This is a genomic window from Streptomyces olivaceus, assembly GCF_000721235.1.
Lineage (GTDB): Bacteria > Actinomycetota > Actinomycetes > Streptomycetales > Streptomycetaceae > Streptomyces > Streptomyces olivaceus.
In genome coordinates this window covers 70,053-96,409 of the sequence record NZ_JOFH01000002.1, presented here as the reverse complement: position 1 = coordinate 96,409, position 26,357 = coordinate 70,053, and the positions used below count along the sequence as shown (strand labels likewise).

The 26,357-nt window shown below is 74.3% G+C and carries 22 protein-coding genes; 14 read left to right on the top strand and 8 right to left on the bottom strand.

The window, feature by feature from the left end; all coding sequences use genetic code 11:
• Positions 1 to 41 precede the first annotated feature (41 nt).
• On the bottom strand, positions 42 to 287 hold the full coding sequence (locus tag IG94_RS0103365; RefSeq protein ID WP_043482850.1) for a hypothetical protein: 246 nt from the start codon (positions 285 to 287) through the stop codon (positions 42 to 44).
• 173 nt (positions 288 to 460) lie between these two features.
• Between IG94_RS0103365 and IG94_RS0103360 the strand changes: the two genes are divergently transcribed.
• Positions 461 to 1,663 carry a bifunctional adenosylcobinamide kinase/adenosylcobinamide-phosphate guanylyltransferase gene (locus IG94_RS0103360; protein WP_031030736.1) on the top strand — a complete coding sequence of 401 codons (1,203 nt, stop codon included), beginning with the start codon at positions 461 to 463 and terminating at the stop codon, positions 1,661 to 1,663.
• Positions 1,664 to 1,683: 20 nt separating this feature from the next.
• On the opposite strand, the gene IG94_RS0103355 is transcribed toward IG94_RS0103360, so the two are convergent.
• Positions 1,684 to 2,427 (bottom strand): class I SAM-dependent methyltransferase, encoded by a 744-nt coding sequence (locus IG94_RS0103355; RefSeq protein WP_031030734.1) that lies wholly within the window; start codon positions 2,425 to 2,427, stop codon positions 1,684 to 1,686.
• Positions 2,428 to 2,589: 162 nt separating this feature from the next.
• Between IG94_RS0103355 and cobT the strand changes: the two genes are divergently transcribed.
• Together cobT and IG94_RS0103345 are read left to right on the top strand one after the other, a co-directional pair.
• The gene (gene cobT, locus IG94_RS0103350; protein ID WP_031030731.1) at positions 2,590 to 3,672 is read left to right on the top strand and encodes a nicotinate-nucleotide--dimethylbenzimidazole phosphoribosyltransferase; all 1,083 of its coding nucleotides are present in this window, start codon (positions 2,590 to 2,592) and stop codon (positions 3,670 to 3,672) included.
• Positions 3,673 to 3,740: 68 nt separating this feature from the next.
• Positions 3,741 to 4,532: an adenosylcobinamide-GDP ribazoletransferase gene (locus IG94_RS0103345; protein ID WP_031030730.1), complete on the top strand. Its 792-nt coding sequence runs from the start codon at positions 3,741 to 3,743 to the stop codon at positions 4,530 to 4,532.
• 62 nt (positions 4,533 to 4,594) lie between these two features.
• Here IG94_RS0103345 and IG94_RS0103340 read toward each other — a convergent pair whose 3' ends face one another.
• Entirely contained in the window at positions 4,595 to 5,374 is a 780-nt protein-coding gene (locus tag IG94_RS0103340; protein WP_031030726.1) for an endo alpha-1,4 polygalactosaminidase, read from the bottom strand.
• Positions 5,375 to 5,661: 287 nt separating this feature from the next.
• On the opposite strand from IG94_RS0103340, the gene IG94_RS0103335 reads away from it, so the two are divergent.
• The 7 genes from IG94_RS0103335 (at position 5,662) to IG94_RS0103305 (ending at position 16,470) form a co-directional block, all read left to right on the top strand.
• Positions 5,662 to 7,191, top strand: coding sequence for a leucyl aminopeptidase (locus IG94_RS0103335; protein ID WP_031030723.1), 1,530 nt, complete (start codon positions 5,662 to 5,664; stop codon positions 7,189 to 7,191).
• A 342-nt stretch (positions 7,192 to 7,533) separates the two neighbouring features.
• Positions 7,534 to 8,922, top strand: a complete 1,389-nt coding sequence (gene lpdA / locus IG94_RS0103330; protein WP_031030719.1) for a dihydrolipoyl dehydrogenase — start codon at positions 7,534 to 7,536, stop codon at positions 8,920 to 8,922.
• Positions 8,923 to 8,984: 62 nt separating this feature from the next.
• On the top strand, positions 8,985 to 10,781 hold the full coding sequence (sucB, locus tag IG94_RS0103325) for a 2-oxoglutarate dehydrogenase, E2 component, dihydrolipoamide succinyltransferase (protein WP_031030716.1): 1,797 nt from the start codon (positions 8,985 to 8,987) through the stop codon (positions 10,779 to 10,781).
• A 277-nt stretch (positions 10,782 to 11,058) separates the two neighbouring features.
• Positions 11,059 to 11,682 carry a GntR family transcriptional regulator gene (locus IG94_RS0103320; protein ID WP_031030713.1) on the top strand — a complete coding sequence of 208 codons (624 nt, stop codon included), beginning with the start codon at positions 11,059 to 11,061 and terminating at the stop codon, positions 11,680 to 11,682.
• A 376-nt stretch (positions 11,683 to 12,058) separates the two neighbouring features.
• Entirely contained in the window at positions 12,059 to 14,761 is a 2,703-nt protein-coding gene (gene aceE / locus IG94_RS0103315; RefSeq protein WP_031030710.1) for a pyruvate dehydrogenase (acetyl-transferring), homodimeric type, read from the top strand.
• Between the two features lie 90 nt (positions 14,762 to 14,851).
• A complete protein-coding gene (locus tag IG94_RS0103310; RefSeq protein WP_031030706.1) occupies positions 14,852 to 15,871 on the top strand; it encodes a helix-turn-helix transcriptional regulator in 1,020 nt (339 codons plus the stop codon).
• A 77-nt stretch (positions 15,872 to 15,948) separates the two neighbouring features.
• Complete coding sequence (locus IG94_RS0103305; protein ID WP_031030702.1) at positions 15,949 to 16,470, top strand: DUF4240 domain-containing protein; 522 nt, start codon at positions 15,949 to 15,951, stop codon at positions 16,468 to 16,470.
• An 89-nt stretch (positions 16,471 to 16,559) separates the two neighbouring features.
• Here IG94_RS0103305 and IG94_RS0103300 read toward each other — a convergent pair whose 3' ends face one another.
• Complete coding sequence (locus IG94_RS0103300) at positions 16,560 to 17,438, bottom strand: peptidoglycan recognition protein family protein (RefSeq protein WP_052410545.1); 879 nt, start codon at positions 17,436 to 17,438, stop codon at positions 16,560 to 16,562.
• Positions 17,439 to 17,578: 140 nt separating this feature from the next.
• Here IG94_RS0103300 and IG94_RS0103295 point away from each other — a divergent pair, with 140 nt between their 5' ends.
• The gene (locus tag IG94_RS0103295; protein WP_031030695.1) at positions 17,579 to 18,763 is read left to right on the top strand and encodes a MarP family serine protease; all 1,185 of its coding nucleotides are present in this window, start codon (positions 17,579 to 17,581) and stop codon (positions 18,761 to 18,763) included.
• Here IG94_RS0103295 and IG94_RS0103290 read toward each other — a convergent pair.
• The gene (locus tag IG94_RS0103290; RefSeq protein WP_031030692.1) at positions 18,753 to 19,241 is read right to left on the bottom strand and encodes a GNAT family N-acetyltransferase; all 489 of its coding nucleotides are present in this window, start codon (positions 19,239 to 19,241) and stop codon (positions 18,753 to 18,755) included. The genes IG94_RS0103295 and IG94_RS0103290 overlap by 11 nt on opposite strands.
• A 73-nt stretch (positions 19,242 to 19,314) precedes the next feature.
• On the opposite strand from IG94_RS0103290, the gene IG94_RS0103285 reads away from it, so the two are divergent.
• Entirely contained in the window at positions 19,315 to 20,262 is a 948-nt protein-coding gene (locus tag IG94_RS0103285; protein WP_052410544.1) for a TIGR01777 family oxidoreductase, read from the top strand.
• A 290-nt stretch (positions 20,263 to 20,552) separates the two neighbouring features.
• Positions 20,553 to 21,956 carry an NAD(P)/FAD-dependent oxidoreductase gene (locus IG94_RS0103280; RefSeq protein WP_031030687.1) on the top strand — a complete coding sequence of 468 codons (1,404 nt, stop codon included), beginning with the start codon at positions 20,553 to 20,555 and terminating at the stop codon, positions 21,954 to 21,956.
• Positions 21,957 to 22,166: 210 nt separating this feature from the next.
• On the opposite strand, the gene IG94_RS0103275 is transcribed toward IG94_RS0103280, so the two are convergent.
• The 3 genes from IG94_RS0103275 to IG94_RS0103265 all read right to left on the bottom strand — a co-directional run bounded on the left by IG94_RS0103275 (position 22,167) and on the right by IG94_RS0103265 (position 25,313).
• Entirely contained in the window at positions 22,167 to 23,075 is a 909-nt protein-coding gene (locus IG94_RS0103275; protein ID WP_031030685.1) for an NmrA/HSCARG family protein, read from the bottom strand.
• Positions 23,076 to 23,202: 127 nt separating this feature from the next.
• On the bottom strand, positions 23,203 to 23,628 hold the full coding sequence (locus IG94_RS0103270) for a MarR family winged helix-turn-helix transcriptional regulator (protein ID WP_031030682.1): 426 nt from the start codon (positions 23,626 to 23,628) through the stop codon (positions 23,203 to 23,205).
• Positions 23,629 to 23,849: 221 nt separating this feature from the next.
• On the bottom strand, positions 23,850 to 25,313 hold the full coding sequence (locus IG94_RS0103265) for an NsdA family TPR-like regulatory protein (protein ID WP_031030679.1): 1,464 nt from the start codon (positions 25,311 to 25,313) through the stop codon (positions 23,850 to 23,852).
• Between the two features lie 234 nt (positions 25,314 to 25,547).
• Between IG94_RS0103265 and lipB the strand changes: the two genes are divergently transcribed.
• Positions 25,548 to 26,345, top strand: coding sequence for a lipoyl(octanoyl) transferase LipB (lipB, locus tag IG94_RS0103260; protein WP_031030676.1), 798 nt, complete (start codon positions 25,548 to 25,550; stop codon positions 26,343 to 26,345).
• The last annotated feature ends 12 nt before the right edge of the window (positions 26,346 to 26,357 follow it).

The following is a 26,357-nucleotide window of genomic DNA, read 5'->3' as shown; positions in this document are numbered from 1 at the left end:
CCACCGCCCCCGCCCGCCCCGGGGCCCTCCGCCCCGGCCCGTCAGACCTCCGACTCGGCCTCGGACTCGGCCGCCGCCGACTCCTCGGCGTGCAGGCTCATCGGACCGTAGATCTCGGTGGCGTCCTCGAAGAGCCGCACCTGGTCGGTGCCGCCCTCCTTGAGGTCCTTCCAGTACTCCCCGACCCACGACTCGGCGTCCCCCTGCGTGGTGAACTCATCGGGCTGCACCGCGGGCCGGACCTCCGTCCCGTCGGCCGTCTCGAACCGCCACGTCCATGCCGCCATGTACGCCTCCCAGGTGTGAGCACGAGCTGAGCGGAAGCCGGACCCTGGTCCTGCCTCCGCCCGCAGCCTATGCGCTGAGCCGGACACGCCCCAGAAGGCCCGGGTGGCCGGGCCCCGCTCTCGATGGGGGACTCGGGCGCGCACGTCGCCGGGCGAGCGGGGAAAATCGGTGCGTGGACGTGACACTGCTCGGCACCGGTGCCCCCGCGGGACTCCCCCGCCCCGACTGCCCCTGCGCGGCCTGTGCCGCGGCGCAGGGCGAGGACGCGCGCGCGGCGACCGCGCTGCTGGTGGACGGGGCGCTGCTGCTCGACCTGACGCCCGGGGCGGCGTTCGCCGCGGCGCGGGCCGGGCGCTCGCTGACCGGCGTCCGGCAGGTGCTGCTCTCCCACCCGCACGACGGCCCGGCCGTGGAGGTGCCGGCCGGGCTGCCGCAGCCGGGCCGGGTGCCGGACGGGCGGGAGCTGGCGCTGCTGACCGGGCACCGGGTGCGGGCGGTGGCGCTGGACGCGCCGGGCACCGGGTACGCGGTGACGGGCCCGGACGGCGGGCGGCTGCTCTACGTCCCGCCGGGCGGCTCCCCCGCCGGCCTGGAGGAGCCCGTGGAGCCGTACGACCTGATCCTCGCGGACGTCGTGGGGCGGCCGGACGCGCTGGCGCGGCTGCGGGCGGTGGGCGCCGCCGGCCCCACGACGGACGTCGTCGCGGTCCACCTGGGGCACGACGTGCCGCCGGGCGCGGAGCTGGCGCGGCGGCTCGCGGCGGCCGGCGCGCGGGCGGTGCCGGACGGGACGACGCTCACGGTGGGCGCGTACGAGGAGGTGCCCGACGTACCGCGGCGCACCCTCGTCCTGGGCGGCGCCCGGTCGGGCAAGTCGGTGGAGGCGGAACGCCGCCTGGAGTCCTTCCCCGACGTGCTCTACGTGGCCACCGGCGGCACCCGGGGCGGCGACACCGAGTGGGCGGCCCGGGTCTGCGCGCACCGCGAGCGCCGCCCGGGGTCCTGGCGCACCGCCGAGACCTGCGACCTGGTCCCCCTGCTGGAGGACGCGGGGCCGCCCCTCCTCGTCGACTGCCTCTCCCTGTGGCTGACGGACGCGATGGACGCGGTCGGCGCGTGGGACGACGCGGAGTGGGCCGACGGCGGCGAACGGGCGCTCAGGGACCGGACGCGGGAGCTGACGGAGGCGGTCCGCGCCACCCGGCGCACGCTGGTGGCGGTGTCGAACGAGGTCGGCTCGGGCATCGTCCCGGCCACGGCCTCCGGCCGCCGCTACCGCGACGAACTCGGCCGCCTGAACGCGGCGTTCGCGGCCGAGTGCGAGCAGGTGCTGCTGGTGGTGGCGGGCCGGGCCCTGGTGCTGGGGCCTGTCTGACGGGAATCGTCAGACAGGCCCTACGGGGCTGACGTCTCCTTGCGCGCGAGGACGCGGTGGGAGCGGTCGCCGGTGAGGAGCGTGCAGCCCCGGGCCACCAGTTCGGCGCCCAGCCCCACCGGAAGCGGGCGGCGCGGATCGGCCGCGTCGACGAGGAGGTGGCCGCCGGGGCGGAGCACGGACACCGCGGCGCGCAGTTCGGCGCGGGGGTCGGGGAGGCGCTCCAGGTACTGGAAGAGGCTGACGACGTCGTAGCGGGCCCGCAGCCGGGCGGCGATGTGCGGGTCCGTCAGCCGGCCGACGTACGCCTCCTCGACGCGCTCGGCCGCCCGCGCGCGCAGGACGCGGTGGGTGGCGTCCAGGCCGTCGAAGGAGGTGTACGGGAAGTAGGCGCGGGCCGTGCACGGGAAGTCCGCGTCGCCGGTGCCGACGTCCAGCCAGCTCTCGGGCCCCGGACAGCGGCGGAAGAGCGCGCGGGCGGCCGACCGGTGCCGGAGCCGGACCGCGGCCCGCAGCAGGGGAGGCTCCGCCGCGGCCGGCGGGTTCCAGAACCCGTACCGGCAGTCCGCGCACCGTTCGAGCACGGGCCGCCCGGGCGTTCCCGGCCCCGGCTCCTCGCGCCGCAGCCGGGTACGCAGCCGCCGCGAGCCGCACCAGGGGCAGTCGGCCCGGGACGGCCCGTACCGGGGAACGGGCGGCAGGGCGGGAACAGCGGGCGCCGGGGGGACGACGGGAGGCACCGGGGGGACGGGGGGTGCGGACATGGGCGGCTCCCGACGCGAGGCGAGGCCGTACGCGGAGAGACGTACGACAATCCAGGCAAAACGTTACGTAGGTGATCGCGTCCCGGGGCGCAACGACGCCGCTCGGGCGCGGTGCCGACGGGCCCGCCCTGCCGTTCGACCGGGGCCGGTACTGTTCGGCGAATGAGCTCGCTGAATCTCGACGACTTCACCGACCTGATCGAGCGCCCCGACGGCGGGGTACGTCGCGACGCGGAGGCGCGCCGGGAGCGTCAGGCCGTTCCGCCCGGAGCACTGGGACGCCTGGACGAGCTGGGCGAGTGGCTGGCCGCGGCGCAGTCCGCCGTACCGGTGCGGCCGGTCGAGAAGCCCCGGGTGGTGCTCTTCGCCGGCGACCACAAGGTGGCGGAGCTGGGCGTCTCGGCGCGGCCCGCGGGCGGTGCGGGCGACCTGGTGCGCGAGGTGCTGGAGGGCGGCCGGCCGGTGTCCGTGCTCGCCCGGCGCCTGGGCGTACCGGTGCGCGTCGTCGACATGGCCCTGGACTGCGACCCGGAGAGCCTGCCGGCCGAGGTGGCGGGGCACCGGGTGCGGCGCGGCGGCGGGCGCATCGACATCGAGGACGCGCTGACCCTGGAGGAGGCGGAGGCCGCCTTCCAGGCCGGGGTGGCGGTGGCCGACGAGGAGGCCGACTCGGGCACGGACCTGGTGGTGCTCGGCGACGTGAGCGTGGGCGGGACGACGGCGGCCGGCGTGCTGGTCGCGGCGCTGTGCGGGACGGACGCGTCGGTCGTCACCGGGCGGGGCGGCCTGCCGATCGACGACCTGGCGTGGATGCGCAAGTGCGCGGCGATCCGCGACGGCCTGCGCCGGGCGCGGCCGGTCCTCGGCGACCAGTTGCGGCTCCTCGCCACGGTGGGCGGGGCTGACCTCACCGCCATGACGGGCTTCCTGCTGCAGAGCGCGGTGCGGAAGGTGCCGGTGGTCCTGGACGGGGTGGTGACGGCGGCGTGCGCGCTGGTCGGGCAGCGGGTGGCGTTCCGGGCGCCGGACTGGTGGCTGGCGTCGCACGACAGCGGGGAGCCGGGGCAGGCGAAGGCGCTGGACCGGATGGCTCTGGAGCCGTTGCTGTCCCAGGGCGTGCGGGTGGGTGAGGGCGCGGGCGGCCTGTTGGCCCTGCCGGTGGTGCAGGCGGCGGCGGCGCTGGCGGCGGAGCTGCCGGAGGCCACCGACGACCCGGGGGAGCCGGCCCCGGCCCCGGTCGCGTAGTCCGCGGCGCGAGGGCGAGAGCGAGGGCGGGGGCAGGGACCCTGCCGTGCGCCGGGTAGTCTGCGCCGGTGCCCAGCCCCCCGCTCCCCGGCCTCCCCCACGGACTCCGCTTCGCCTTCGGCACCCTCACCGTGATCCCGGTCCGGGTGACCCGGTGGGACAGGGAGGCGGCGCGCGGCGGCATGCTGTGCGCACCCGTGGTGGGGCTGGTCGTGGGCGCCGGAGCCGCGGTCACCGGGCTCCTGCTGCTGTTCCTGGGCGCCGGCAGCCTGCTCGCCTCCGTCGCCGCCGCCGCCGTACCCGCCGTACTCACCCGCGGACTGCACCTCGACGGCCTCGCCGACACCGCGGACGGCCTGGGCAGCGGGAAGCCCGCCGAGGACGCCCTGCGCGTCATGAAGCAGTCGGACATCGGCCCGTTCGGTGTGCTCACCCTGGTGTTCACGCTCTTCGCGCAGGTGGCGGCCCTGGCACAGGCCTACGACGACTCCTGGGCGCGCGGCACGGTCGCGGCCGTGGTCTCCGCGGTCGCCGCCCGCCTCGCGCTCACGCTCGCGGCCCGGTCCGGCGTGCCCGCCGCCCGCCCGGAGGGCCTGGGCGCGGCGGTCGCCGGGGTGGTACCGGCCGGCGGCGCGCTGGGCACGGCCGCCGCCGTCACCCTGGCCGGTGCGGCGGCGGGGGCGTACCTGGGGGCGTACGACGCGCTCCGCACGGCGCTCGCCGTCGTGTGCGCCGTCGCCGCCGCCGAGGTGCTGCTGCGGCGCTGCGTGCGCCGTTTCGGCGGGGTCACGGGGGACGTCTTCGGAGGCGTCGCGGAGACGGCGTCCACCACGGCCCTCGTGGCGCTGGCCCTCGGCTAGGCCCGGCGGGCGCGACGCGCCCCAGGGCGCCGCTGCCCTCTCGGCCCGGCAGACGCAAGCGCTCAGCAGGCCTCCCGCCACACCCCCAGCTCGTACTTCTTCAGCATCGAACTCAGCCGCCACTCGCGGGAGTCGGCGCAGAAGCGCTCGGTGGGCAGCTCGTACTCGACGTGGAAGACCGCCTTGTCCGCGTCGATGAACGGCTGGTTGTCCTCGCACTCGCCGTACTGGGCGCACTGTTCGTTGACCGCGAAGTCGAAGTCGTCGACCAGGTCGGGGATCTGGTCGAGGTCGTTCTTGAGGCCGACGGCCATCCCGCGGTCGTGGGCGAGCTTCGCGATCAGCCGGTTGTAGCGGAGCTGGTCGTCACCGGTGAGCGGGAAGCCGGTGTCGTTCTTGTAGCCGTCCATGTTGTCCGGTTCGACGGCGTCGAAGCCCTTCTCGCGGCACATGTCGAGGCGTTCGGCCATCAGCGGCTCCAGGACGTCCGTCGCGCGGATGTCCAGCCAGCGCTCGCCCTCCCAGCCGTTGCCCTCGCCGAGCACCGACTCGGGGAACTCCCCGGCGTCGGGGCGGAAGTCCTCCCACGCGCCGGTGGAGACGTAGCAGATGACCTTGCGGCCGTCGTCGTGCAGGCCGGCGACCGCGTCCTCGCCGTGCTCGAAGCCGTCGATGTCGTAGACCGGCACGTCGACGGAGGTGTCGAGCCTGCCGCTGAGCTGCCACTGCCAGTCGGTGCCGGGCCGCGGCTGCCAGCGGTCCGCGGCTTCGCCGCCGCCGGGGGCCGGTGTGCAGCCCGCGAGCAGCAGGAGGAGGGCTGTCGACAGGACCGGGCGTTTCACGGGGGTGCTCCAGTGTGCGGGGGCGGGTGGCGGGGCGGCGTGCCCCGGGAATGATCTCCCATCCGCGGCCCCGGGCGGGAAATCCGGGACCCCGGGCGGGAAACGGGGGCCCTCGGGAGCAAGCCGGGAGCAAGCGGGACGGAGCGCGAGCGTAGGCTCGTGCCGAGTGTTCGCCTGTCCGGGCGAGGACCGCATCGCAGGAGGGATCCAGGGTCGGATGTCGGGCCCGGTCGACCCACCAGCATTCGGCCACACCAGACTTCATACGGAAGCGAGAATTCACCACCGTGACTGCTCTGACTCTCTCCACCGCCGCGGCGCCCGGCCTGCGGGCCGACGCGATCGTGATCGGTGTCGCCAAGGGCGCCAAGGGCCCGTCCGTCGCACCGGGCGCCGAGGCCGTGGACAAGGCGTACGACGGCCGCCTCGCCGGTGTCCTGGAGACCCTCGGTGCGTCCGGCGCCGAGGGCGAGGTGACGAAGCTGCCCGCACCGTCCGGCTTCAAGGCGCCCGTCGTGGTGGCGGTGGGCCTGGGCGCCGAGCCCGGGAAGGGCGCCGGTTACGACGCCGAGGCGCTGCGCCGGGCGGCCGGTGTCGCCGCGCGCGCCCTGGCCGGCGCCAAGAAGGCCGCGTTCGCCCTCCCGCTCGCCGAGGCCGCCGACGCGGGCGCCGTCGGTGAGGGCGTGCTGCTCGGCGCGTACTCCTTCGACGCCTACAAGGAGAGCGGCAGGGACGCCGGGGCCAAGGGCGGCGGCAAGGCCCCGCTGGCGGAGGCGGCACTGCTCGGCGCCAAGCCCCGCGACAAGGCGTACAAGGCGGCGGTCGAGCGTGCCGCTGCCGTCGCGGAGGAGCTGAACCGCGCCCGCGATCTGGTCAACACCCCGCCGAACGACCTCAATCCGGAGGCGTTCGCGGCCGTCGCGCAGGCCGCCGCCAAGGAGCACGGCATCAAGGTGCAGGTGCTCGACGAGAAGGCGCTCACCAAGGGCGGCTACGGCGGCATCCTCGGCGTCGGCGCCGGTTCGGCGTCGGGTCCGCGGCTGGTGAAGCTGTCGTACACCTCGCCCAAGGCGAAGAAGTCCCTCGCCTTCGTCGGCAAGGGCATCACCTACGACTCGGGCGGCATCTCGCTGAAGCCGGCCGGGCACAACGAGACGATGAAGTGCGACATGGCCGGCGCCGCCGCCGTGTTCGCCGCGGTGGTCGCCGCCGCGCGGCTCGGCCTGGAGGCCAACGTGACCGGCTGGCTGGCGCTGGCCGAGAACATGCCGTCGGGCTCCGCGACCCGCCCGGGCGACGTGCTGCGGATGTACAGCGGCAAGACCGTCGAGGTGCTCAACACCGACGCCGAGGGCCGGCTGGTGCTCGCCGACGCGCTGTGGGCGGCCTCGCAGGAGAAGCCCGACGCGATCATCGACGTGGCGACGCTGACCGGCGCGATCATGCTGGCGCTGGGCAGCCGGACGTACGCCGTCATGGCGAACGACGACGCGTTCCGCTCCGCGGTGCACGAGGCTGCCGAGGAGGTCGGCGAGCCGGCCTGGCCGATGCCGCTGCCGGAGCACCTGCGCAAGGGCATGGACTCGCCGACCGCGGACATCGCGAACATGGGCGAGCGGATGGGCGGCGGTCTGGTGGCCGGCCTGTTCCTGCGCGAGTTCGTCGGCGAGGGCATCACCTGGGCGCACCTGGACATCGCGGGTCCGGCCTTCAACGAGGGCGGGCCGTTCGGGTACACACCGAAGGGCGGCACGGGGACGGCGGTGCGGACGCTGGTGCGGGTCGCCGAGCTGGCGGCTGCGGGAGAGCTGGGCTAGGACCGGGCCAGGGCGCCTGACAGCTCGGGGGCGCGGGTGGTCTTGCGACCGCGGGTCCGTCGTGGCCGGTCGCGCCCACGCGGCGGAGCCGCAGGCCGGACACAGCCCCGCGCCCCTTCCGGCGTTGCCGTGCCGTCGGTGGCGACTGCGCCGGCCCTTCCCCTCACGGGAACGTGGGGCGTCTCACACGGCGGCCCCGCGTCTCGTTCGGGTCCTACAAGTGCGAAGATGGAGCCCGGCAGGGCAGGGCCCACCCAAGGGCCGAGAACAAAGAGCGGCCGGACACCAGCCGCCGACCGGTCACTGGAGACCGGCGTGGCGCACATGCATGGAGGACGTGACGTGGCGAACGACGCCAGCACCGTTTTCGACCTAGTGATCCTCGGCGGTGGCAGTGGCGGTTACGCCGCGGCCCTGCGCGGGGCTCAGCTGGGCCTGGACGTCGCCCTGATCGAAAAGGACAAGGTCGGCGGTACCTGCCTGCACAAGGGGTGCATCCCCACCAAAGCCCTGCTGCACGCGGGCGAGATCGCCGACCAGGCCCGCGAGAGCGAGCAGTTCGGTGTGAAGGCCACGTTCGAGGGCATCGACGTGGCCGCGGTGCACAAGTACAAGGACGACGTGATCTCGGGCCTGTACAAGGGCCTGCAGGGTCTGATCGCCTCGCGCAAGGTGACGTACATCGAGGGCGAGGGCCGGCTGTCCTCGCCGACCTCCGTCGACGTCGACGGCCGGCGTGTCCAGGGCCGGCACGTGCTGCTCGCGACCGGCTCCGTGCCGAAGACGCTGCCGGGCCTGGAGATCGACGGCGACCGGATCATCTCCTCCGACCACGCCCTCAAGCTCGACCGCGTGCCGAAGTCCGCGATCGTCCTCGGCGGCGGCGTGATCGGCGTCGAGTTCGCCTCCGCGTGGAAGTCCTTCGGCACCGACGTCACGATCATCGAGGGCCTCAAGCACCTCGTGCCGGTCGAGGACGAGAACAGCTCCAAGCTGCTGGAGCGCGCCTTCCGCAAGCGGGGCATCAAGTTCAACCTGGGCACCTTCTTCCAGAAGGCCGAGTACACCCAGGACGGCGTCAAGGTCACCCTCGCCGACGGCAAGGAGTTCGAGGCCGAGGTCCTGCTCGTCGCCATCGGCCGCGGCCCGGTCTCGCAGGGCCTGGGCTACGAGGAGGCCGGGGTCGCCATGGACCGCGGTTTCGTCCTGGTCGACGAGTACATGCGGACCAACGTCCCGACCATCTCCGCCGTCGGTGACCTCGCCCCCACCCTCCAGCTCGCGCACGTCGGCTTCGCCGAGGGCATCCTGGTGGCGGAGCGGCTCGCCGGCCTGAAGACCGTCCCGGTCGACTACGACGGCGTGCCGCGGGTGACGTACTGCCACCCGGAGGTCGCCTCCGTCGGTATCACCGAGGCCAGGGCCAAGGAGATCTACGGCGCGGACAAGGTCGTCGCCCTGAAGTACAACCTCGCGGGCAACGGCAAGAGCAAGATCCTCAAGACCGCGGGCGAGATCAAGCTCGTCCAGGTCAAGGACGGTGCCGTGGTCGGCGTCCACATGGTCGGCGACCGTATGGGCGAGCAGGTCGGCGAGGCGCAGCTGATCTACAACTGGGAGGCGCTGCCCGCCGAGGTGGCCCAGCTCGTCCACGCGCACCCGACGCAGAACGAGGCGATGGGCGAGGCCCACCTCGCGCTGGCCGGCAAGCCGCTGCACTCCCACGACTGACCTCCCTCGGTCACTGCGCGACGACACAGACTTCCGCAATTTCGTAAGGAGCAACCGAAACCATGGCGGTTTCCGTAACCCTGCCGGCGCTCGGCGAGAGCGTCACCGAGGGCACCGTCACCCGTTGGCTGAAGGCCGAGGGTGAACGCGTCGAGGCCGACGAGCCGTTGCTCGAGGTCTCGACCGACAAGGTCGACACCGAGATCCCGGCGCCGGTCTCCGGCGTGCTGTCCTCCATCAAGGTCGCCGAGGACGAGACCGTCGAGGTCGGCGCCGAGCTGGCGCTGATCGACGACGGCAGCGGCGCCCCGGCCGCCGAGGCCGCCCCGCAGGCCGAGCAGGTCGCCGAGCCGGCCCCCGAGCCCGCCCCGGCCGCCCCCTCGACCGAGCAGGCCGCCCCGGCGCCCGCTCCCACCGCCGACGCCGCCGCCGGTCAGGGTGGCGGCGGCTCCGCCGAGGGCACGGACGTGGTCCTGCCCGCGCTCGGCGAGTCCGTCACCGAGGGCACCGTCACCCGCTGGCTGAAGTCGGTCGGCGACAGTGTCGAGGCCGACGAGCCGCTGCTCGAGGTCTCGACCGACAAGGTCGACACCGAGATCCCGGCCCCCACCTCTGGCACCCTGCTGGAGATCGTGGTCGGCGAGGACGAGTCCGCCGAGGTCGGCGCCAAGCTCGCCGTCATCGGCGAGGCGGGTGCCGCTCCGGCCGCCGCCCCGGCCCAGGAGGCCCCGGCCGCCCCGGCGCAGCCCGAGCCCACCCCGGCTCCGGCGGCTCCGGCCCAGCCCGAGCCCACCCCGGCTCCGGCTCCGGCCGCCCCCGCGCAGGCCGCTCCGGCGCCGGCCGCTCCGGCGCCCGCCCCGCAGGCTCCGGCGGCTCCCGCCCCGCAGCCCGCCGCGCCCGCCGCCCCGGCCGCCGCCCAGCCGGCGGACGACGGCGCCTACGTCACCCCGCTGGTGCGCAAGCTCGCCGCCGAGCACGGCGTCGACCTGTCCACCGTCAAGGGCACCGGCGTCGGCGGCCGCATCCGCAAGCAGGACGTCACCGCAGCCGCCGAGGCCGCGAAGGCCGCCCCGGCTCCGGCCGCGGCCGCCCCCGCGGCGCCCGCAGCGAAGAAGGCCCCCGTCCTGGAGGCCTCCCCGCTGCGCGGCCAGACCGTCAAGATGCCGCGCATCCGCAAGGTCATCGGCGACAACATGGTCAAGGCGCTGCACGAGCAGGCCCAGCTGTCGTCGGTCGTCGAGGTCGACGTCACCCGCCTGATGCAGCTGCGCGCCCGCGCCAAGGACGCGTTCGCGGCGCGCGAGGGCGTCAAGCTCTCGCCGATGCCGTTCTACGTGAAGGCGGCGGCCCAGGCGCTGAAGGCGCACGCGCCGGTCAACGCCAAGATCAACGAGGCCGAGGGGACCATCACCTACTTCGACACCGAGAACATCGGTATCGCGGTGGACTCCGAGAAGGGCCTGATGACCCCGGTCATCAAGAACGCCGGTGACCTGAACCTGGCCGGCATCGCCAAGGCGACCGCCGACCTGGCGGGCAAGGTGCGGGCCAGCAAGATCAGCCCGGACGAGCTGGCCGGCGCGACCTTCACCATCAGCAACACCGGTTCGCGCGGCGCGCTGTTCGACACGATCATCGTGCCGCCGGGCCAGGTCGCCATCCTCGGCATCGGCGCCACGGTCAAGCGCCCGGCCGTCCTCGAGACGGAGGAGGGCACGGTCATCGGCGTCCGCGACATGACGTACCTGACCCTGTCCTACGACCACCGCCTGGTGGACGGCGCCGACGCCGCCCGGTACCTGACGGCGGTCAAGGCGATCCTGGAGGCGGGCGAGTTCGAGGTCGAGCTCGGCCTGTAGCCGCCTCGCCAGTGGGCCTGCACGGTGCCCCCGCCCGGAGTTCTTCCGGGCGGGGGCACCGCCGTGTCGGGGCCCGGGCGCCGTCGCGCGGCGGACGCAGTTACTGTCATGCTCCGGACAGGCTTCGTCGCGTTCCCGCCGGGGCACGCTGTGTAAGTCTCGTCTCACCTGCGCCGAAGCGCCCCCGTGCGCCCTACCGGCGCACCGTGACGGCCGTATTGTCTAAGCGTCGATCGCCCCGGGGGGCCGAAGGGGCCCTCTGCCCGAAGGAGCTCTCATGACCGCGCCCGTCGTCCACTCGCTGCGCGAACAGATCCGCGAGCACATCCTGGAAGGGATCATCAGTGGACGCTGGCAGCCGGGCGAGCGGATCGTGGAGCGCCGGATCGCCACCGAGCTGGAGGTCAGCCAGACGCCGGTGCGCGAGGCGCTGCGGGAGCTGGAGTCGCTGCGGCTGATCGAGTCGGCGCCGAACAAGGGCGTGCGGGTGCGCAACCTGACCGCCGCCGACCTGGAGGAGAGCTACCCGGTCCGGGCCGGCCTCGAGGCGATCGCGGCGGAGCTGGCGGCGGACCGGCTCGCCGTGGACTGCTCGGCCCTGGAGCCGCACGTCGCCGCACTGTACGAGGCCGACCGGGTCTCCGACGGGACGGGGCAGGTGCGGCACACGGTGGGCTTCCACCGAGAGCTGGTCCGGGCGGCCGGCAACTCGGTGCTGCTGCACACGTGGGAGGGGCTGGGGATCGAGGTGTTCACGGCGCTGTCGATACGGTGGCTGGGGACGGTGCAGCAGTCCTACGCAGAGGAGCACGAGGAGCTGGTGGCCGCCTTCCGCCGCCGGGACCCGCGCATCCCGGAGATCGTCAAGTCCCACGTCCTGGGCTGCGCGCCGCGGCCGTAACTCCTGAAGACGGGCACAGCCCGGTCTTCAGGGGCGCGGGGAACTGCGCTTCAGGGGCGCGGGGAACTGCGCGACCAGCCACTGCCTCCCCGCGGACGCCCCTCGACGGGAACCCCCGAGCTCATCCGCGCCCGCGCCTCTCACCTGCACGTATCCCCGACGGGACCGTCACCCCGTGCCACCGCCGGAGGCACCGCGTGCCGACTTTCTCGTGATCAAGAGGTTTTGCCTCTCAACCCTTTGATCGATCATCGATCACGGAGTTACAGTCCTCTCTGGACTCCCACCAGAGGCCAGCCCTGTCCTGCCAAAGACCTAGGGCACCCCCGAACCCTTGCCGATGAGGGAACCCCCTTCGACTGAGGAAGGCGGCGACATGACCGACCCCAAAGCCATCCAGCCGAGCGAGCTCGACCAGCTCCCGGACCGCGACCCCGAGGAGACCGCCGAATGGCAGGCCTCCCTGGACGCCGTCACCCAGGCGGCCGGGCCGCACCGTGCCGCGTACCTGATGCGCCGCACGCTGGAGCGCGCCGAGGGCGCCGGACTGGCCCTGCCGAAGCTCCTTGAGACCGACTACGTCAACTCCATCCCGACGGCCGACGAACCCGCGGTGGACGGCGACGAGGCGCTGGAGCAGCGGATCACCGCCTGGAACCGCTGGAACGCGGCGGCGATGGTGACCCGTGGCAGCAAGCACGGCGTCGGCGGTCACATCGCCACCTTCGCCTCCGCGGCCTGGCTGTACGAGACCGGCTTCAACCACTTCTTCAAGGGCAAGGAGGGTGACGGCTCCGGCGACCAGCTCTACGTCCAGGGCCACGCCTCCCCCGGCATCTACGCCCGCGCCTACCTCGACGGCCGGCTGACCGAGGAGCAGCTCGACAACTTCCGCCGCGAGGCCGGCGGCAACGGCCTGCCGTCCTACCCGCACCCGCGCCGGCTGCCCTGGCTGTGGGAGTTCCCCACCGTCTCGATGGGGCTCGGGCCGATCTCCGCGATCTACCAGGCGCGGTTCAACCGCTACCTGACCAGCCGCGGCATCAAGGACCTGACCGACTCCCACGTGTGGGCGTTCCTCGGCGACGGCGAGATGGACGAGCCGGAGTCCACCACCGCGCTCACCCTCGCCTCCCGCGAGGGCCTGGACAACCTGACCTTCGTCATCAACTGCAACCTGCAGCGCCTCGACGGTCCGGTCCGCGCCAACTTCAAGATCGTGCAGGAGCTGGAGGCCCAGTTCCGCGGCGCCGGCTGGAACGTGGTCAAGTCGCTGTGGGGCACCGCCTGGGACGAGCTGTTCCAGCTCGACACCACCGGCGCGCTCGTACGCCGGCTGCGCGAGGTACCGGACGCCCAGGTGCAGACGTACCAGACGCGCGACGCCGCCTACATCCGCGAGGACTTCTTCAACAAGGACCCGCAGCTCGCCGAGATGGCGAAGCTGCTGTCCGACGACAAGATCCTCGACTGTTTCCACTTCTCGCGCGGCGGCCACGAGTCCCGCAAGGTGTACGCCGCGTACCGGGCGGCGCTCGCCCACAAGGGCGCGCCGACCGTGATCCTGGCCCAGACGGTCAAGGGCCACACCCTCGGCACCGGCTTCGCGTCGAAGAACGCCAACCACCAGATGAAGAAGCTCTCGGTGGACGAGTTCAAGGACATGCGCGACCTGCTCGAACTGCCGATCAAGGACAGCGCCTTCGTCGACGGCGTGGTCCCCTACGCCCACCCGGGCGCCGACTCCCCCGAGGTGCGCTACCTCCAGGAGCGCCGCGCCGCCCTCGGCGGTCCCGCCCCGGCCCGGCGCGTGCACCCGATCGCGCCGCTGCCCGCGCCCGCCGACAAGGCGTTCGCCTCCTTCGACAAGGGCTCCGGCTCGCAGAGCGTGGCCACCACCATGGCCTTCGTCCGCCTGGTCAAGGACCTGGTCCGCGACAAGGAGACCGGCAAGCGCTGGGTGCCGATCGTCCCCGACGAGGCGCGCACCTTCGGCATGGAGAGCCTCTTCCCGTCCCTGGGCATCTACTCCCCCAAGGGCCAGACGTACGAGCCGGTCGACCGCGACCAGCTGATGTACTACAAGGAGGCCACCAACGGCCAGATCCTCAACGAGGGGATCACCGAGGCCGGTTCGATGGCCGACTTCATCGCCGCTTCGACGTCGTACGCGACGCACGGCGAGGCGATGATCCCGTTCTACATCTTCTACTCGATGTTCGGCTGGCAGCGCACGGCCGACCAGATGTGGCAGCTCGGCGACCAGCTCGGCCGCGGCTTCCTGGTGGGCGCCACCGCCGGCCGCACCACGCTGACCGGTGAGGGCCTGCAGCACGCGGACGGCCACTCGCCCGCGATCGCGGCGACCAACCCGGCCGCGCTGTCGTACGACCCGGCGTTCGCGTACGAGATCGCCGCGATCGTCAAGGACGGCCTGCGCCGCATGTACGGCGAGGCGGCCCCGGGCGAGGACCCGAACGTCTTCTACTACCTGACGGTCTACAACGAGCCGATGCCGCAGCCGGCCAAGCCGTCCGCCGCCGGTGTCGACGAGGGCATCGTCAAGGGCCTGTACCGCTTCAACACGGCGGAGACGGCGGGCCTGGCCCCGGCCGCGAACGCCCCGCGCATCCAGCTGCTCGGCTCCGGTACGGCGATCCACTGGACGCTCAAGGCGCAGCGGCTGCTGGCCGAGGAGTGGGGCGTGGCCGCCGACGTGTGGTCCGCGACCTCCTGGACGGAGCTGCGCCGGGACGCCATGGACGCCGACGCGGCGCTGCTGCGCGGCGAGGAGCGGGTGCCGTACGTCCGCCAGGCGCTGCAGGGCGCCCAGGGCCCGGTCCTCGCGGTCTCCGACTACATGCGCCAGGTCCCGGACCAGATCGCGCAGTGGGTCGAGCAGGACTGGTCCTCGCTGGGCGCCGACGGCTTCGGCCTGTCGGACACCCGCGACGCCGCCCGCCGCCACTTCGGGGTCGACGCCGAGTCCATCGTGGTCGCGGCCCTGGCCCAGCTCGCCCGGAACGGCGAGGTCAAGGCGACGGCCGTGAAGGAGGCGCGCGAGCGCTACGGCCTGTAGGAGAGCCCTTGCGGGGCCCGGTCAGAAGGTCCCCAACGGGAGGCCCCCGCTCCGGCGGGGGCCTCCCGCGTTCTCCTGCATCATGTGGGGATGCGTGCTGCCCGCCTCATCAAGATGGTGCTGCTCCTCCAGTCCCGTCCGACCATGACCGCCGCCGAACTGGCCCGGGAGCTGGAAGTGTCGGAGCGGACCGTGACGCGGGACGCGCAGGCGCTGTCGGAGGCGGGCGTGCCGGTGTACGCGGAGCGTGGGCGGGCCGGGGGCTACCGTCTGATCGGCGGCTACCGCACCCGGCTGACCGGCCTCGCGCGCGGCGAGGCGGAGGCGCTGTTCCTGTCCGGGGTCCCCGGGGCGTTGCGCGAGATGGGTCTTGAGGACGCGGCCTCGGCGGCCCGGCTGAAGGTGTCGGCGGCTCTGCTCCCCTCCCTGCGGGACGCCTCCCGTACGGCGGCGCAGCGCTTCCACCTGGACGCGCCGAACTGGTTCCGGGAGCCCCGGACACCGGAGTCGCTGCCGGCGGTCGCGGACGCGGTCTGGGACGACCGGCGGATCACCGCGCGCTACCGGCGCGGACGGGACGAGGTGACCCGCGAGCTGGAGCCGTACGGGCTCGTGCTGAAGGCGGGCGTCTGGTACCTGTGCGCGCGGGCGACGGGGATCCCGGACGGCGCCCCTGAGAGCTCCGGCTCCGGTGCGTCGTATCGGGGGTACCGGGTGTACCGGATCGACCGGTTCGCGGCGGTGGCGGCCGGTGAGGAGCGCTTCGCCCGTGACGACGGCTTCGACCTGCCCGCGTTCTGGGCGGACCGGGCCGAGGAGTTCGCGCGGTCGCTGCTGCGGTCCGAGGTGGTGGTGCGGCTGTCGGCGCGGGGCCTGCGCGCACTCCCGCACGCCGTCGACGCGCCGGCCGCCCGGGCGGCGCTGGAGCACGCGCCGGCGCCGGACCCCGACGGGTGGGTGACGGTGACGCTGCCCGTGGAGTCGGAGGAGGTGGCGCACGGTCAGCTCAGGGGGCTCGGACCCGAGGTGGAGGTGCTGGCGCCGGAGACGCTGCGCGAGCGGTTCGCGCGGGACGCGAGACGGCTGGCGGAGCTGTACGGCACCCCGTAGGACCCGCCCGGCCGGCGCCGTCGGTCCGCCGCACTCCACGTGCGTCGCCCGCGCCCAGGGACGATGCTGGATCCGTGATGGACGAGACGGAGTTCTGGGAGCTGATCGACGCCGCCCGGCAGGGCGCCGACGGCGATCCCGAGGACCAGGCCGACCTGCTCGTGGAGCGGCTGCTCGGCATGGACCCGGACCTGGTGCTCGACTTCGCCCGGCACTTCGAGGCCCGGTACAACCGCGCCTGCACCTGGGACCTGTGGGCCGCCGCGTGGATCCTGCTCGGCGGGGCGAGCGACGACGCCTTCGACTTCTTCCGCTGCTGGCTGATCGGCCAGGGCCGCGAGGTGTACGAGGGCGCCGTCCACGAGCCCGACTCGCTCGCCGGGCTGCTGGACGACTTCGACGAGGAGCTGGACGGCGACGGCGAGGAGCTGGGCTACGCCGCCGACGAGGCGTACGAGCAGCTCACCGGCACCGTCGCCCCGGACCTCGGGATCGCGCCCGCGCCGGCCGAGCCGCTGGGCACGCCGGTCGACCTGGAGGACGACCGGGCCCTCGCCGGGCGCCTGCCCCGCCTGTGGGAGCGGTTCGGACCGGAGTGAGCCGGCCCTTCCCCGCCCGTGCCGGAGCGCCGAGTGGGCGCCGCGGCCGTCCCCGCGCGCGTCCCCGTGCCCGTGCCCGTGTCCGTGCTTCAGCCGGTGCGGCCCTGGAGCAGGGCCGCCGCCTCTCTGACGTCCCCGAGGCGGGCGGCGAGGGCGGCGCCCGGGCAGTCCGTCGCGTATCCGTCGTCGTGGCCCGCGACGGCGGGCAGGGTGGCGGTGGCGCCGGCGGCGAACCGGCTGAGGCCGTTGCTGGAGACCAGGGCGACCTCGGCGCGCGGGTCGGTGCCGGTCCCGCCCAGTTTCCAGGCGGCCACGGCGGCGATCGCGTCGGTCAGCTCCTCGGGCACGGGCACGCCCGCGGTGTAGGTGCCGAGGGCAGCGATGCCGGTGCTGCGGTGGTTGAAGCCCTGGGTGTGGGCGCCGGTGACGGGGCGGTCAATGCCGCCGGCGCGGCCCTCGTAGACGGTGCCGCAGCGGTCGACGACGAAGTTGTAGCCGATGTCGTCCCAGTCCCGGGCGCCGGTCTGGCCCTGGTACACGCCGCGGAGGATGGCCGGCACGTCGGCGCAGTCGTAACCGTTCGGCGTGTCCGTGTGGTGGACGAAGACGGCGACGACCTTGTCGTCGTAGCGCGGGGCGGGCTGGGCGCGGGCGGCGTCGCCCAGCCAGACCGACCGGGGCACGATGTCGGGCCGGGGGGCGGCGTACCGCTCGGCGGAGGACGGCTGGTCCTCGGTGGCGGCCGCCTGCTCCACGCCGTGCGCGCACAGGAACAGCGCGGCGACGGCGGCCAGCCCGGGCAGGGCGCCGAGCAGCGCCCGCACCGCGGCCGGCGGACGGGCGGCGCCGGGTATCCGGGCGGCACGCCGCTTGCGGACCCCGCGCGGTCCTCGGAGGACAGGCATGGTCCCACTGTCCGACGGATCCGCCCTGTCCGCGATGTGCGCTGTGCCACCCGGGGGAACCATCGTCCTGGTACACGGCGTTTCACCGTTGACCGCACTCGTTCGCGCGGTGGCCGTTTTCGGACGGCCGGCGTGCCTGGCTGATCACCCGGGCGTGACGGCACGTACTGATGGCTCCGGGGTCCGGTGGAAAGGCGGCTCGCGTGGACCTGCTCGACATCCTGCTGGCGCTGGTGGTGCTGGGCTACGCCGCGTCCGGTTACCTGCGCGGTCTGGTGGCCGGCTGTGTCTCGCTGGCCGGCTTCGTGGGCGGCGCGGCGCTCGGCGTGTGGGTCCTGCCGTGGGTGACGGACCTGGTGGCCGCGGGCTCGACGGCGGCGACGGTGACCGCCGTGGTCACCGTGCTGCTGCCGGCGATGGTGGGCCACGAGCTGGCGGGGCGGCTCGCCCTGCGGCTGCGCCGGGAGCTGGACGCCGGTCCGCTGCGGGTGGCCGACGGCGTCGGCGGGGCGGTGGCGAACGCGGCGGCGGCGCTGATCGTGGCGTGGGTGGCGGGGAGCGTGCTGACGGCGTCCTCCTCCTCGCTGCTGTCCTCGGCGATCCGGGACTCGACGCTGCTGGGCGCCGTGCAGCGGGCGATGCCGGACACCACCCCGGCGTGGTTCTCGGGAGCGACGTCCGCGCTGACCGAGGCCGGGTTCCCGCAGGTCTTCAACCCGTTCCAGAACGAGTCGACGGCGAGGGTGCCCGATCCCTCCGGCGACAGCGTCACCGCGGCGGCCACCGCCGCGGCCCGGCGGAGCACGGTGAAGGTGGAGGGCGTCGCGGGCACCCAGGGCCGGGAGGGCAGCGGCTTCGTGTACGCGCCGCAGCGGGTGATGACCAACGCCCACGTGGTGGCCGGCATCGACGACCCGACCGTGCGGGTCGGCGGGGCGGGGCCGGCGTACGAGGCGCGGGTGGTGCTCTTCGACCCGGGCACGGACGTGGCCGTGCTGTACGTGCCGGACCTGGACGCGCCGGTGCTGCGGTTCGACGAGGACGCGGCGCGCGGCGACGCGGCGGTGGTCGCGGGCTATCCGCAGGACGGCGACCTGGACCTGCGGGCGGCGACGGTGGCGCAGCGGGTGCAGGCGAGGGGCCAGAACATCTACCACGACGAGAACGTCACCCGGGAGATCTACTCGGTCCGCTCCACGGTCCGCCCCGGCAACTCGGGCGGACCGCTGCTGACCACCGACGGCCGGGTGTTCGGCGTGGTGTTCGCCCGCTCCACCTCCGACGCCTCGACCGGCTACGTGCTGACGGCGGCCGAGGTGGCCGACGCGGCCCGGCAGGCGGCCGACGCGACCGGCGCGGTGGACACGGGCGATCCGGTCACGTCGTGAACCGGCCCATCAGCACGTCGTCGACGTACGCGCCGTCGAGCAGGAACTCCTCCGGCTGCACCCCCTCGACGACGAAGCCCTCGGACTCGTAGAGGGCCCGGGCGGCCGTGTTGGGCCCGAGGACGCGCAGGGTGAGGCGGCGGGCGCCCAGGCGGCGGGCCTCCTCGACGGCGCCCCGGACGAGGGCGCGTCCGGCGCCGTGGCCGCGGGCGGCGTCGGCGACGGCGAGGCCGTGGATCGCGCGTACGTGGGCGTTGGACGCCAGCGGCGTGGGGTGGCCGAGGCGGACGTAGCCGACGACCGCGCCGTCGAGCTCGGCGACGAGGTGCTCGGCGGGGCCCGAGTGCGGGCGGAAGAAAGGGGCGTCCGGGTCCGGCGGCGGCGAGACGGCGTGCACCGGGGACCAGGTCGCCCGGTCGATCAGGCGCAGCGCTTCCTCGTCCTCGGACCTGGCGTGACGTATGTGCGGGGCGGGCATGACGATCACTGTACGACGCGGTGGCCGGGGCCCGGTCCGCGGTTTTCCTCCGGGCACCCGGCAGGATGGGCCCATGGACGACGGACGCTTGCACGACCGACGCCGGGACGACCGAGGCCGGAGCGGGGGGCGGTCCCGCGTGGCGGTGGCCGGCGCCTCCGGTCTCGTCGGCGGCGCGCTGACACGTTCCCTGACCGCGGACGGGCACGAGGTGGTACGCCTGGTGCGGCACGCGCCCCGGGGCGCGGACGAGGTCCGGTGGGACCCGGAGAACGGACGGGTGGACGCGGCCGGACTCGCCGGGTGCGACGCCGTGGTCAACCTGGCCGGGGCCGGGGTGGGCGACCACCGGTGGACCGACGCGTACAAGACCCGCATCCGCAGCAGCCGGGTGCACGGCACGACGGCGCTGGCGGAGGCCGTGGCCGCGATGGACCCGCCGCCGCGGGTCTTCGTGAACGGCAGCGCGATGGGCTTCTACGGCGAGACCGGCGACCGCGCGGTGGACGAGAGCGCACCCGCGGGTGAGGGCTTCCTGCCGGCCCTGTGCGTGGAGTGGGAGGCCGCGGCGGCCCCGGCCCGCGAGGCGGGCGTGCGCACGGTCTTCCCGCGGACCGGACTGGTGGTCGCGCGGCAGGGCGGGGCCTGGGGCCGGCTCTTCCCGCTCTTCCGGGCGGGGCTCGGCGGACGGCTGGGCGACGGGTCGCAGTACTGGTCCTTCATCGCGCTGCACGACGAGGTGGCGGCGATCCGGCATCTGCTCGACCGGGACGACCTGTCCGGCCCGTTCAACCTGACCGCCCCGCAGCCGGTGACGAACCGTGCGGTCACGGTGGCCATGGGCCGGGTGCTGCACCGTCCGACGCCGTTCCCGGTCCCGGCGCCGGTCCTGCGCGCCGTGCTCGGCGAGATGGCGGGCGACGTCCTGGGCAGCGCCCGGGTCCTCCCGGCCCGTCTGCTGGAGTCGGGCTTCCGCTTCGCGTTCCCCGAGATCGACGGCGCGATCCGGGCGGCACTGTGACGCCGCCCCGGCTCCGGGACCGCACGGCTCAGTCGCGCGGACGGACGAGCGGGCGGGCGAGCGGGCGTCTGGGTCGGGCGATCGGGCGTCTGGGGCGGGCGTGCGGCGACCACATGAGCACCACACGCGACCACTCCGCGCCGCTGTGCGACCGCCGTGCGACCGTGCCCTGTCTCCGTGCGACTCCCGCTGACCGCTCCGGGACCTAACCTCGTCTCGAACTCGGGTATCCCCTACGGCTGTTGGGGGCATGACGTCTCCAGCGGCCGCGCAACCTCGAGGAGGGGCACGTGCTTGAGCCCGCGTACCAGGCGGACGTCGTCGTCGTGGGGGCCGGGGCAGCCGGACTCGCCGCGGCCGGGCGGCTGACCGGCGCAGGAGTGACGACCACGGTCCTGGAGGCCGCCCACACGGTGGGCGGCCGGATGGCCACCGAGAAGGTCGACGGCTTCCGGCTCGACAGAATCGGACAGCTGCTGTCCACGGCGTATCCCGAACTGCGCCGCACCCCCGGGCTCGACGGCCTCGCGCTGCTGCCGTTCGCCCCCGGTGTCCTGCTGCACAGCGAGGGCCGCCACCATCGCGCGGGCGCCCAGGCGGGCGTACGGAGCGCAAGGAGCGCACTCCATGCCGTGCGCGCCCTGGCGAGCGCCCCCCGCTCGATACCCGCGCCCCGGCGTACGATCACCGCGCTCGGCGCGTCCGGAAGGCCCGCCGCCCCGCACCGCACCCGCGCCGGTGCCCCGCTCGGCACCGCCGTCGACCAGGCCAGGCTCGGTGCCGCGCTGTCGCGCCACGCGAGCACGCCGGTCGAACGGCTGCTGGCCCGGCCGGAGTTGCCCGCGGCCCAGGCACTGGCGGCCCGCGGGCTGCCGGCCCGCACGATCGACGGCTTCCTGCGTCCGCTGCTCGCCGCCCTGCTGTGCGACCCGGACCTCACCACCTCCAGCCGGTGCGCGGACCTCGCGCTGCGGGCGTTCGCCGGCGGGCGGCTCGCCCTGCCCGAGGGGGGCGCGGAGTCCCTGCCCGAGCAGTTGGCGCGGAACCTGCCGCCGGGCACCGTGCACACCGGTGTGCGGGTCACCTCGGTCGCGACCAATTCCGTGACCACCGCCGAGCACGGCGTCATCCGCTGCCGGGCCGTCCTGGTGGCCACCGACGCCCGTGCGGCGGCCGAGCTGCTGCCCGGGCTGCGGGTACCCGACTTCCACCCGGTGACGGTGCTCCACCACACGACCGACGAGCCGCCGGCGACCGGCGCGTCCCTGCTGCTGGACGCGGACCGGGGCGGCCCGGTCGCCCACACGGCGGTGGTCAGCCACGTGGACCCGTCCAGGGCCCCCGCCGGCCGCGCCCTCGTCTCGTCGACGGTCCTCGGCCCCTGCCCGTCCGACGTCGACACCGCCGTACGCATCCACCTCTCCCGCCTCTACGGCACCCCGACCGGCCGCTGGGAGACCCTGGCGGTTCGGCACACGCCGGAGGCGGTCCCGGCCATGCGGCCGCCGCACGACCTGCGCAGGCAGGTACGGCTGCTGGCCGGCCTGTACGTGTGCGGCGACCACCGGGACACCAGCACGCCCCAGGGCGCCCTGCACTCGGGCCTGCGCGCCGCGGCGGCGATCCTCACGGACCTGGGCGCGGGCCGCTCGATGCACACGGCGGAACGGGTGGCGACGGCCAGCGCGGCCTAGGGGGCGTCGTTTGGATCTGGTCGGTTCCAGGCCAAGGCGCCTTGTTGCCGGCCCGAGCGGGGTCTGGTGCGTGCAACTGCAAGGCGGAGGAGGGCGACAGGGCGGAGCCCTGGCAACCGACGACCACGCCGCAGATGCGCTTACCGGGCCCGCGACCCCGGCAAGATCCAAACGACGCCCCCTAGGTGTGCCGTCCCGGCTCGTCCGCGGTCAGGTTCCACTCTGTGGACCGCGCCCGCGGACCCGGTCCGCGGGCGCGGTCCAGCCGGTGGAGCGGATCCACTCGGCCAGGTCCCGGACGGTCGGCTCGATCGCCTTCACTGCCGCGAGGTCCGACGGGGCGGACGGCTTGGCGAACTCGCGGAACATCGCCTTGTCGAGGTCGTTGCCGAGGACGCTCAGCGGCAGGGCCTCGTAGCGTGACGGCAGCCCGGCGCGCTCGCCGAACGCGGCGGCGATCCGGGGGCCCGTCGGCTCGTCGCCGACGACGTCGACGGCTCCGCCGGGCACGTCGGCGGCGCCGAGCAGGATCGCGGCGGCGACCTGGCCGATGTCCTTGATCGAGATCATCTTCAGGGCGATGTCGTCCGGCAGCGGCAGCCTCACGACGATCGTTCCGTCCTCCAGGCTCGGCGCCATCACGGTCGCGAAGTTCTCCATGAAGGCGGTCGGGCGAACCATCGTGGCCCTCAGGCCGGAAAGCCTCAGGTACTCCTCGATCCGGTGCTTCGAGTCGTGGTGGGGCACGCCCGTTTCGCGATCCGCTCCGAAGACCGAGTTGAACACGACGTGCGGCACGCGCGCCGCGGCCGCCGCGTCGACGAGGGCGGTGCCCACTCGGACCTCCTCCTCGACCTCCTCGAGGCTGTTCGCCTCCGGGGTCATGAAGTAGAACGCGGCAACCCCCTCCAGCGCGGCCACCGTCGACGCCGAGGCGTCGATCCGGACGGTCGCCGGCTCGACGCCTCGGGCGGCCAGCGCCTGCGCCCGATCGGACGCGGGGGTGCGGACGAGGGCCCGCACTCGCGCTCCCCGGGCCAGGAGCGCGTCGACGACCGCCCCGCCCTGCTGTCCCGTCGCACCGAAGACCGCGATGGCACCGTTTTCCCGCGTGACCATGTCGTCACCTCTCGCTGGGGCATGGCGTGAACCCCGATTGGTTCACGGCATGAACCATACTAGTTCACGGCATGAACTGAAGCGAGGCACGAGGGTGCCGGGATGCCCGGGAGGACTGCGTGGTACGTCAGGAAGAGGTGACCGCCGAGACGCCCGAAGCGTCCACGACGGCGGTGGCCAGGCGTTCGAGGTCGCGCCGGTCGTCGGCGCCGAGGTTCTCCGCGATGTCGGGCAGGCGCTTGGTGGTCTCGGCGAACACCGCCTCGGCGAGCACCTTCCCCGCGGGCGTCACGCTGAGCATGATGACCCGCCGGTCCTGCTCCGAACTCGCCCGGCTGACCAGGTGGCGCCGCTCGGTGCGATCGACGAGCTGGCTCAGCGCGTTCTTGGTCATGCCGAGCGAGGCGGCGAGGTACGCCATCCGCCGCGGCTCGTCCTTGATCGCACACAGCAGCGTGGCCTGCAAGGAGGTCAGGTCGTACTCGGCGCAGATCTGCGCGTACCTCCGCTGGATCAGGACCGAGAGCCAGAAGAGCTTGTCACCGTAGTCCACGCCCGCCGCCCCTCGTCCGGTGCCGAACGCCCAGTTTACCGACGCCGACCTGCCCGCCCTCCCGCCCTCCCGCCCAGCCGCCAGTGACATCCGCCCCGCCCGGGCACGGACACGGGCGGGGCAGCCGGACACGGAGGGAGGCCGCGCGACGCGCAGGGGCGCAGGGGCGCAGGGGCGCAGAGGGACGAGGAGAAGGCGCGAGGACCGAGGGGCCGGCGCCGCTACCCCAGCGCGGCCACCTTGTCCCGGTACCCCCGCACCGGGGCGGCGTCCCGGTAGGGCTCCAGGCGCCGCTCGAAGTCGCGGACGTACTCCGCAGCCCGTACCGAGCGCATCTCGGCCGCCTGTCCGGCCGCCTCGGCGCCCAGCTGGCAGGCCTGGTCGAGTTCGCCGAGGCCGAGCCGGGCGGTGGCGAGGACCACCCGGCAGAACAGCCGGCTGCGGGCGTACGCGGGTGCGCGCAGTTGCAGCGAGCGTTCCGCGTGCTGGGCGGCGGCGCGGAACTGCTGCAGGTCGCGGTGGCAGTGCCCGAACTCGTCGGCGAGCTGGGCCTCGTCGAAGAAGCGCGCCCAGTGCGGCACCTCGTCGCCGGGCCGGGCCGCCCCCAGCGACCGCTCGGCGCGGACCAGGGCGGCGGTGCAGGCCCGCACCTCGCCGAGCAGGCCGTGCGCCCGCGCCTCGGCGGCGTGCAGCAGGGTCTGCACGACCGGGGGCGCGGAGGTCCCGACGCCCTGCTGCGCCACCCGCGCCAGTTGCACGGCCTCGCGCCCGTGTCCCAGGTAGACGGCCTGCCGGCTCATCGTGACCAGCACATAGGAGCCGTACGACCGGTCCGCCGCCGCCTGCGACAGCCGCAGCGCCTGGACGAAGTAGCGCTGGGCGAGGCCGTGCGCGGCGATGTCGTACGAGGTCCAGCCCGCGAGCCGGGTCAGGTCGGCGGCGGCGGCGAACAGGCGGCGGCCGGCCTGCTCGCCGTAGGTGCCGCGCAGCATCGGCTCCACCTCGTGCTCCAGGTAGCGCACCAGGGCCTGCCGGGCGTGCCCGCCGCCGTAGCGGTCGTCCAGGGTGCGGAACAGCTCGCCGACCGAGCGCAGCGCGGCGAGGTCGCCGCCGGTGACCCGCTGGCCGGGGCCGCGTTCGGCCGGGGGCCGGCGCCGGGACGGGCCGGGCGGGAGGGAGGTGCGGGGCGTCGCCGGGCGGCCCTGCGCGGGAATGCGGACGGGCACCTCGGTGCGGGCGACCTTCTCGTCGGCTCGGCCGATCAGCCAGTCGCGGCTGGGCACGACGAGGCCGGCCGGGGTGAAGGCGATCTTCCGCAGTTCGGCGTGGCTGCCGGAGTCCTTGCGCCACAGCCCGCCCACGATGTCCACGGCCTCCTCCGGGCTGCCGGCGAACTCCAGCCCCGCGTAGACGGGCGCGCAGGCGTCCAGGCCGAGGTCCTGGGCGGTCAGGCGGCGGCCCAGGCGCCGGGTGAAGACCTCGGCGATCAGGGCCGGGGTGGTGCCGCGGGGCTGCTGGCCGCGCAGCCACCGGGTGACGGACGTCTTGTCATATCTGAGGTCCAGGCCGTGTTCGAGTCCGAGCTGGTCGACGCGACGCGCGAGACCCGCGTTGGAGAACCCCGCTTCGGCGATGAGTGCGGCGAGCTGGCGGTTGGGGGTGCGCTGCGCGGGTCGTTCCGTCATGGTGCGGTGCGGTCTCCTGCCTTCCGGGCGTTCGACCGCCCGGAGCGCCTGTGAACAGCCCTTACGGCCTGGTGAACGGCGCGAATGTAGCGGAGAGTAAGCACCCGATCGCACAATTCACCCCGCATTCATCCGATCGGATGAGAAATGCCCGCTCGGCTGACGACGAGCCGGCGGTCGTACAGTGGCGTGGGCACGCTTCGTGCCTTACGACCTTGCAGGGAGGCACGTGCCGTGAGTGAGCTGCGCTTCGTCCGGATGGGGTTCGGTGCCGAACGCGTCGAGTACCAGGAGGCCTGGGACGAACAGCGCCGCGTGCACGCCGCGCGGTTCGCCGACGAGGTCCCCGACACCGTGCTGCTCCTCGAACACCCCCCGGTCTACACCGCCGGCCGGCGCACCCAGGACAGCGAACGCCCCCTGGACGGCACGCCGGTCGTCGACGTCGACCGCGGCGGCAAGATCACCTGGCACGGCCCCGGCCAGCTGGTCGGCTACCCGATCCAGAAGCTCCCGCGCCCGGTCGACGTGGTGGCCCACGTCCGCCGCCTGGAGGAGGCCCTGATCCGCACCTGCGCGGAGTTCGGCCTGGAGACCACCCGGGTCGAGGGCCGCAGCGGCGTCTGGGTCCTCGGCGACCCGGTGGAGCGGCGCCCGGCCCTGGGCGGGCTCTCGCTGGACTTCGACCCGCGACTGACCGACGACGAGTTCGACCCCCGGCTCGACGGCCCCGAATACGCCCCGTCCAACGCGGGCCAGCGCCGCGAGGACCGCAAGATCGCCGCGATCGGCATCCGGGTCGCCAAGGGCGTCACGATGCACGGCTTCGCCCTGAACGTGAACCCCGACAACAAGTGGTTCGACAGGATCATCCCGTGCGGCATCCGCGACGCGGGCGTGGCCTCCCTGGCGAACGAACTCGGCCGCGACGTGACCATCGAGGAGGTCCTCCCGGTCGCCGAACGCCACCTCCGCGACGTCCTGGAGAACGCGGAACCGAAGCCGAGGGTCGTCGAGAAGGCCCCTGCCTGATTCCAGCCCGAT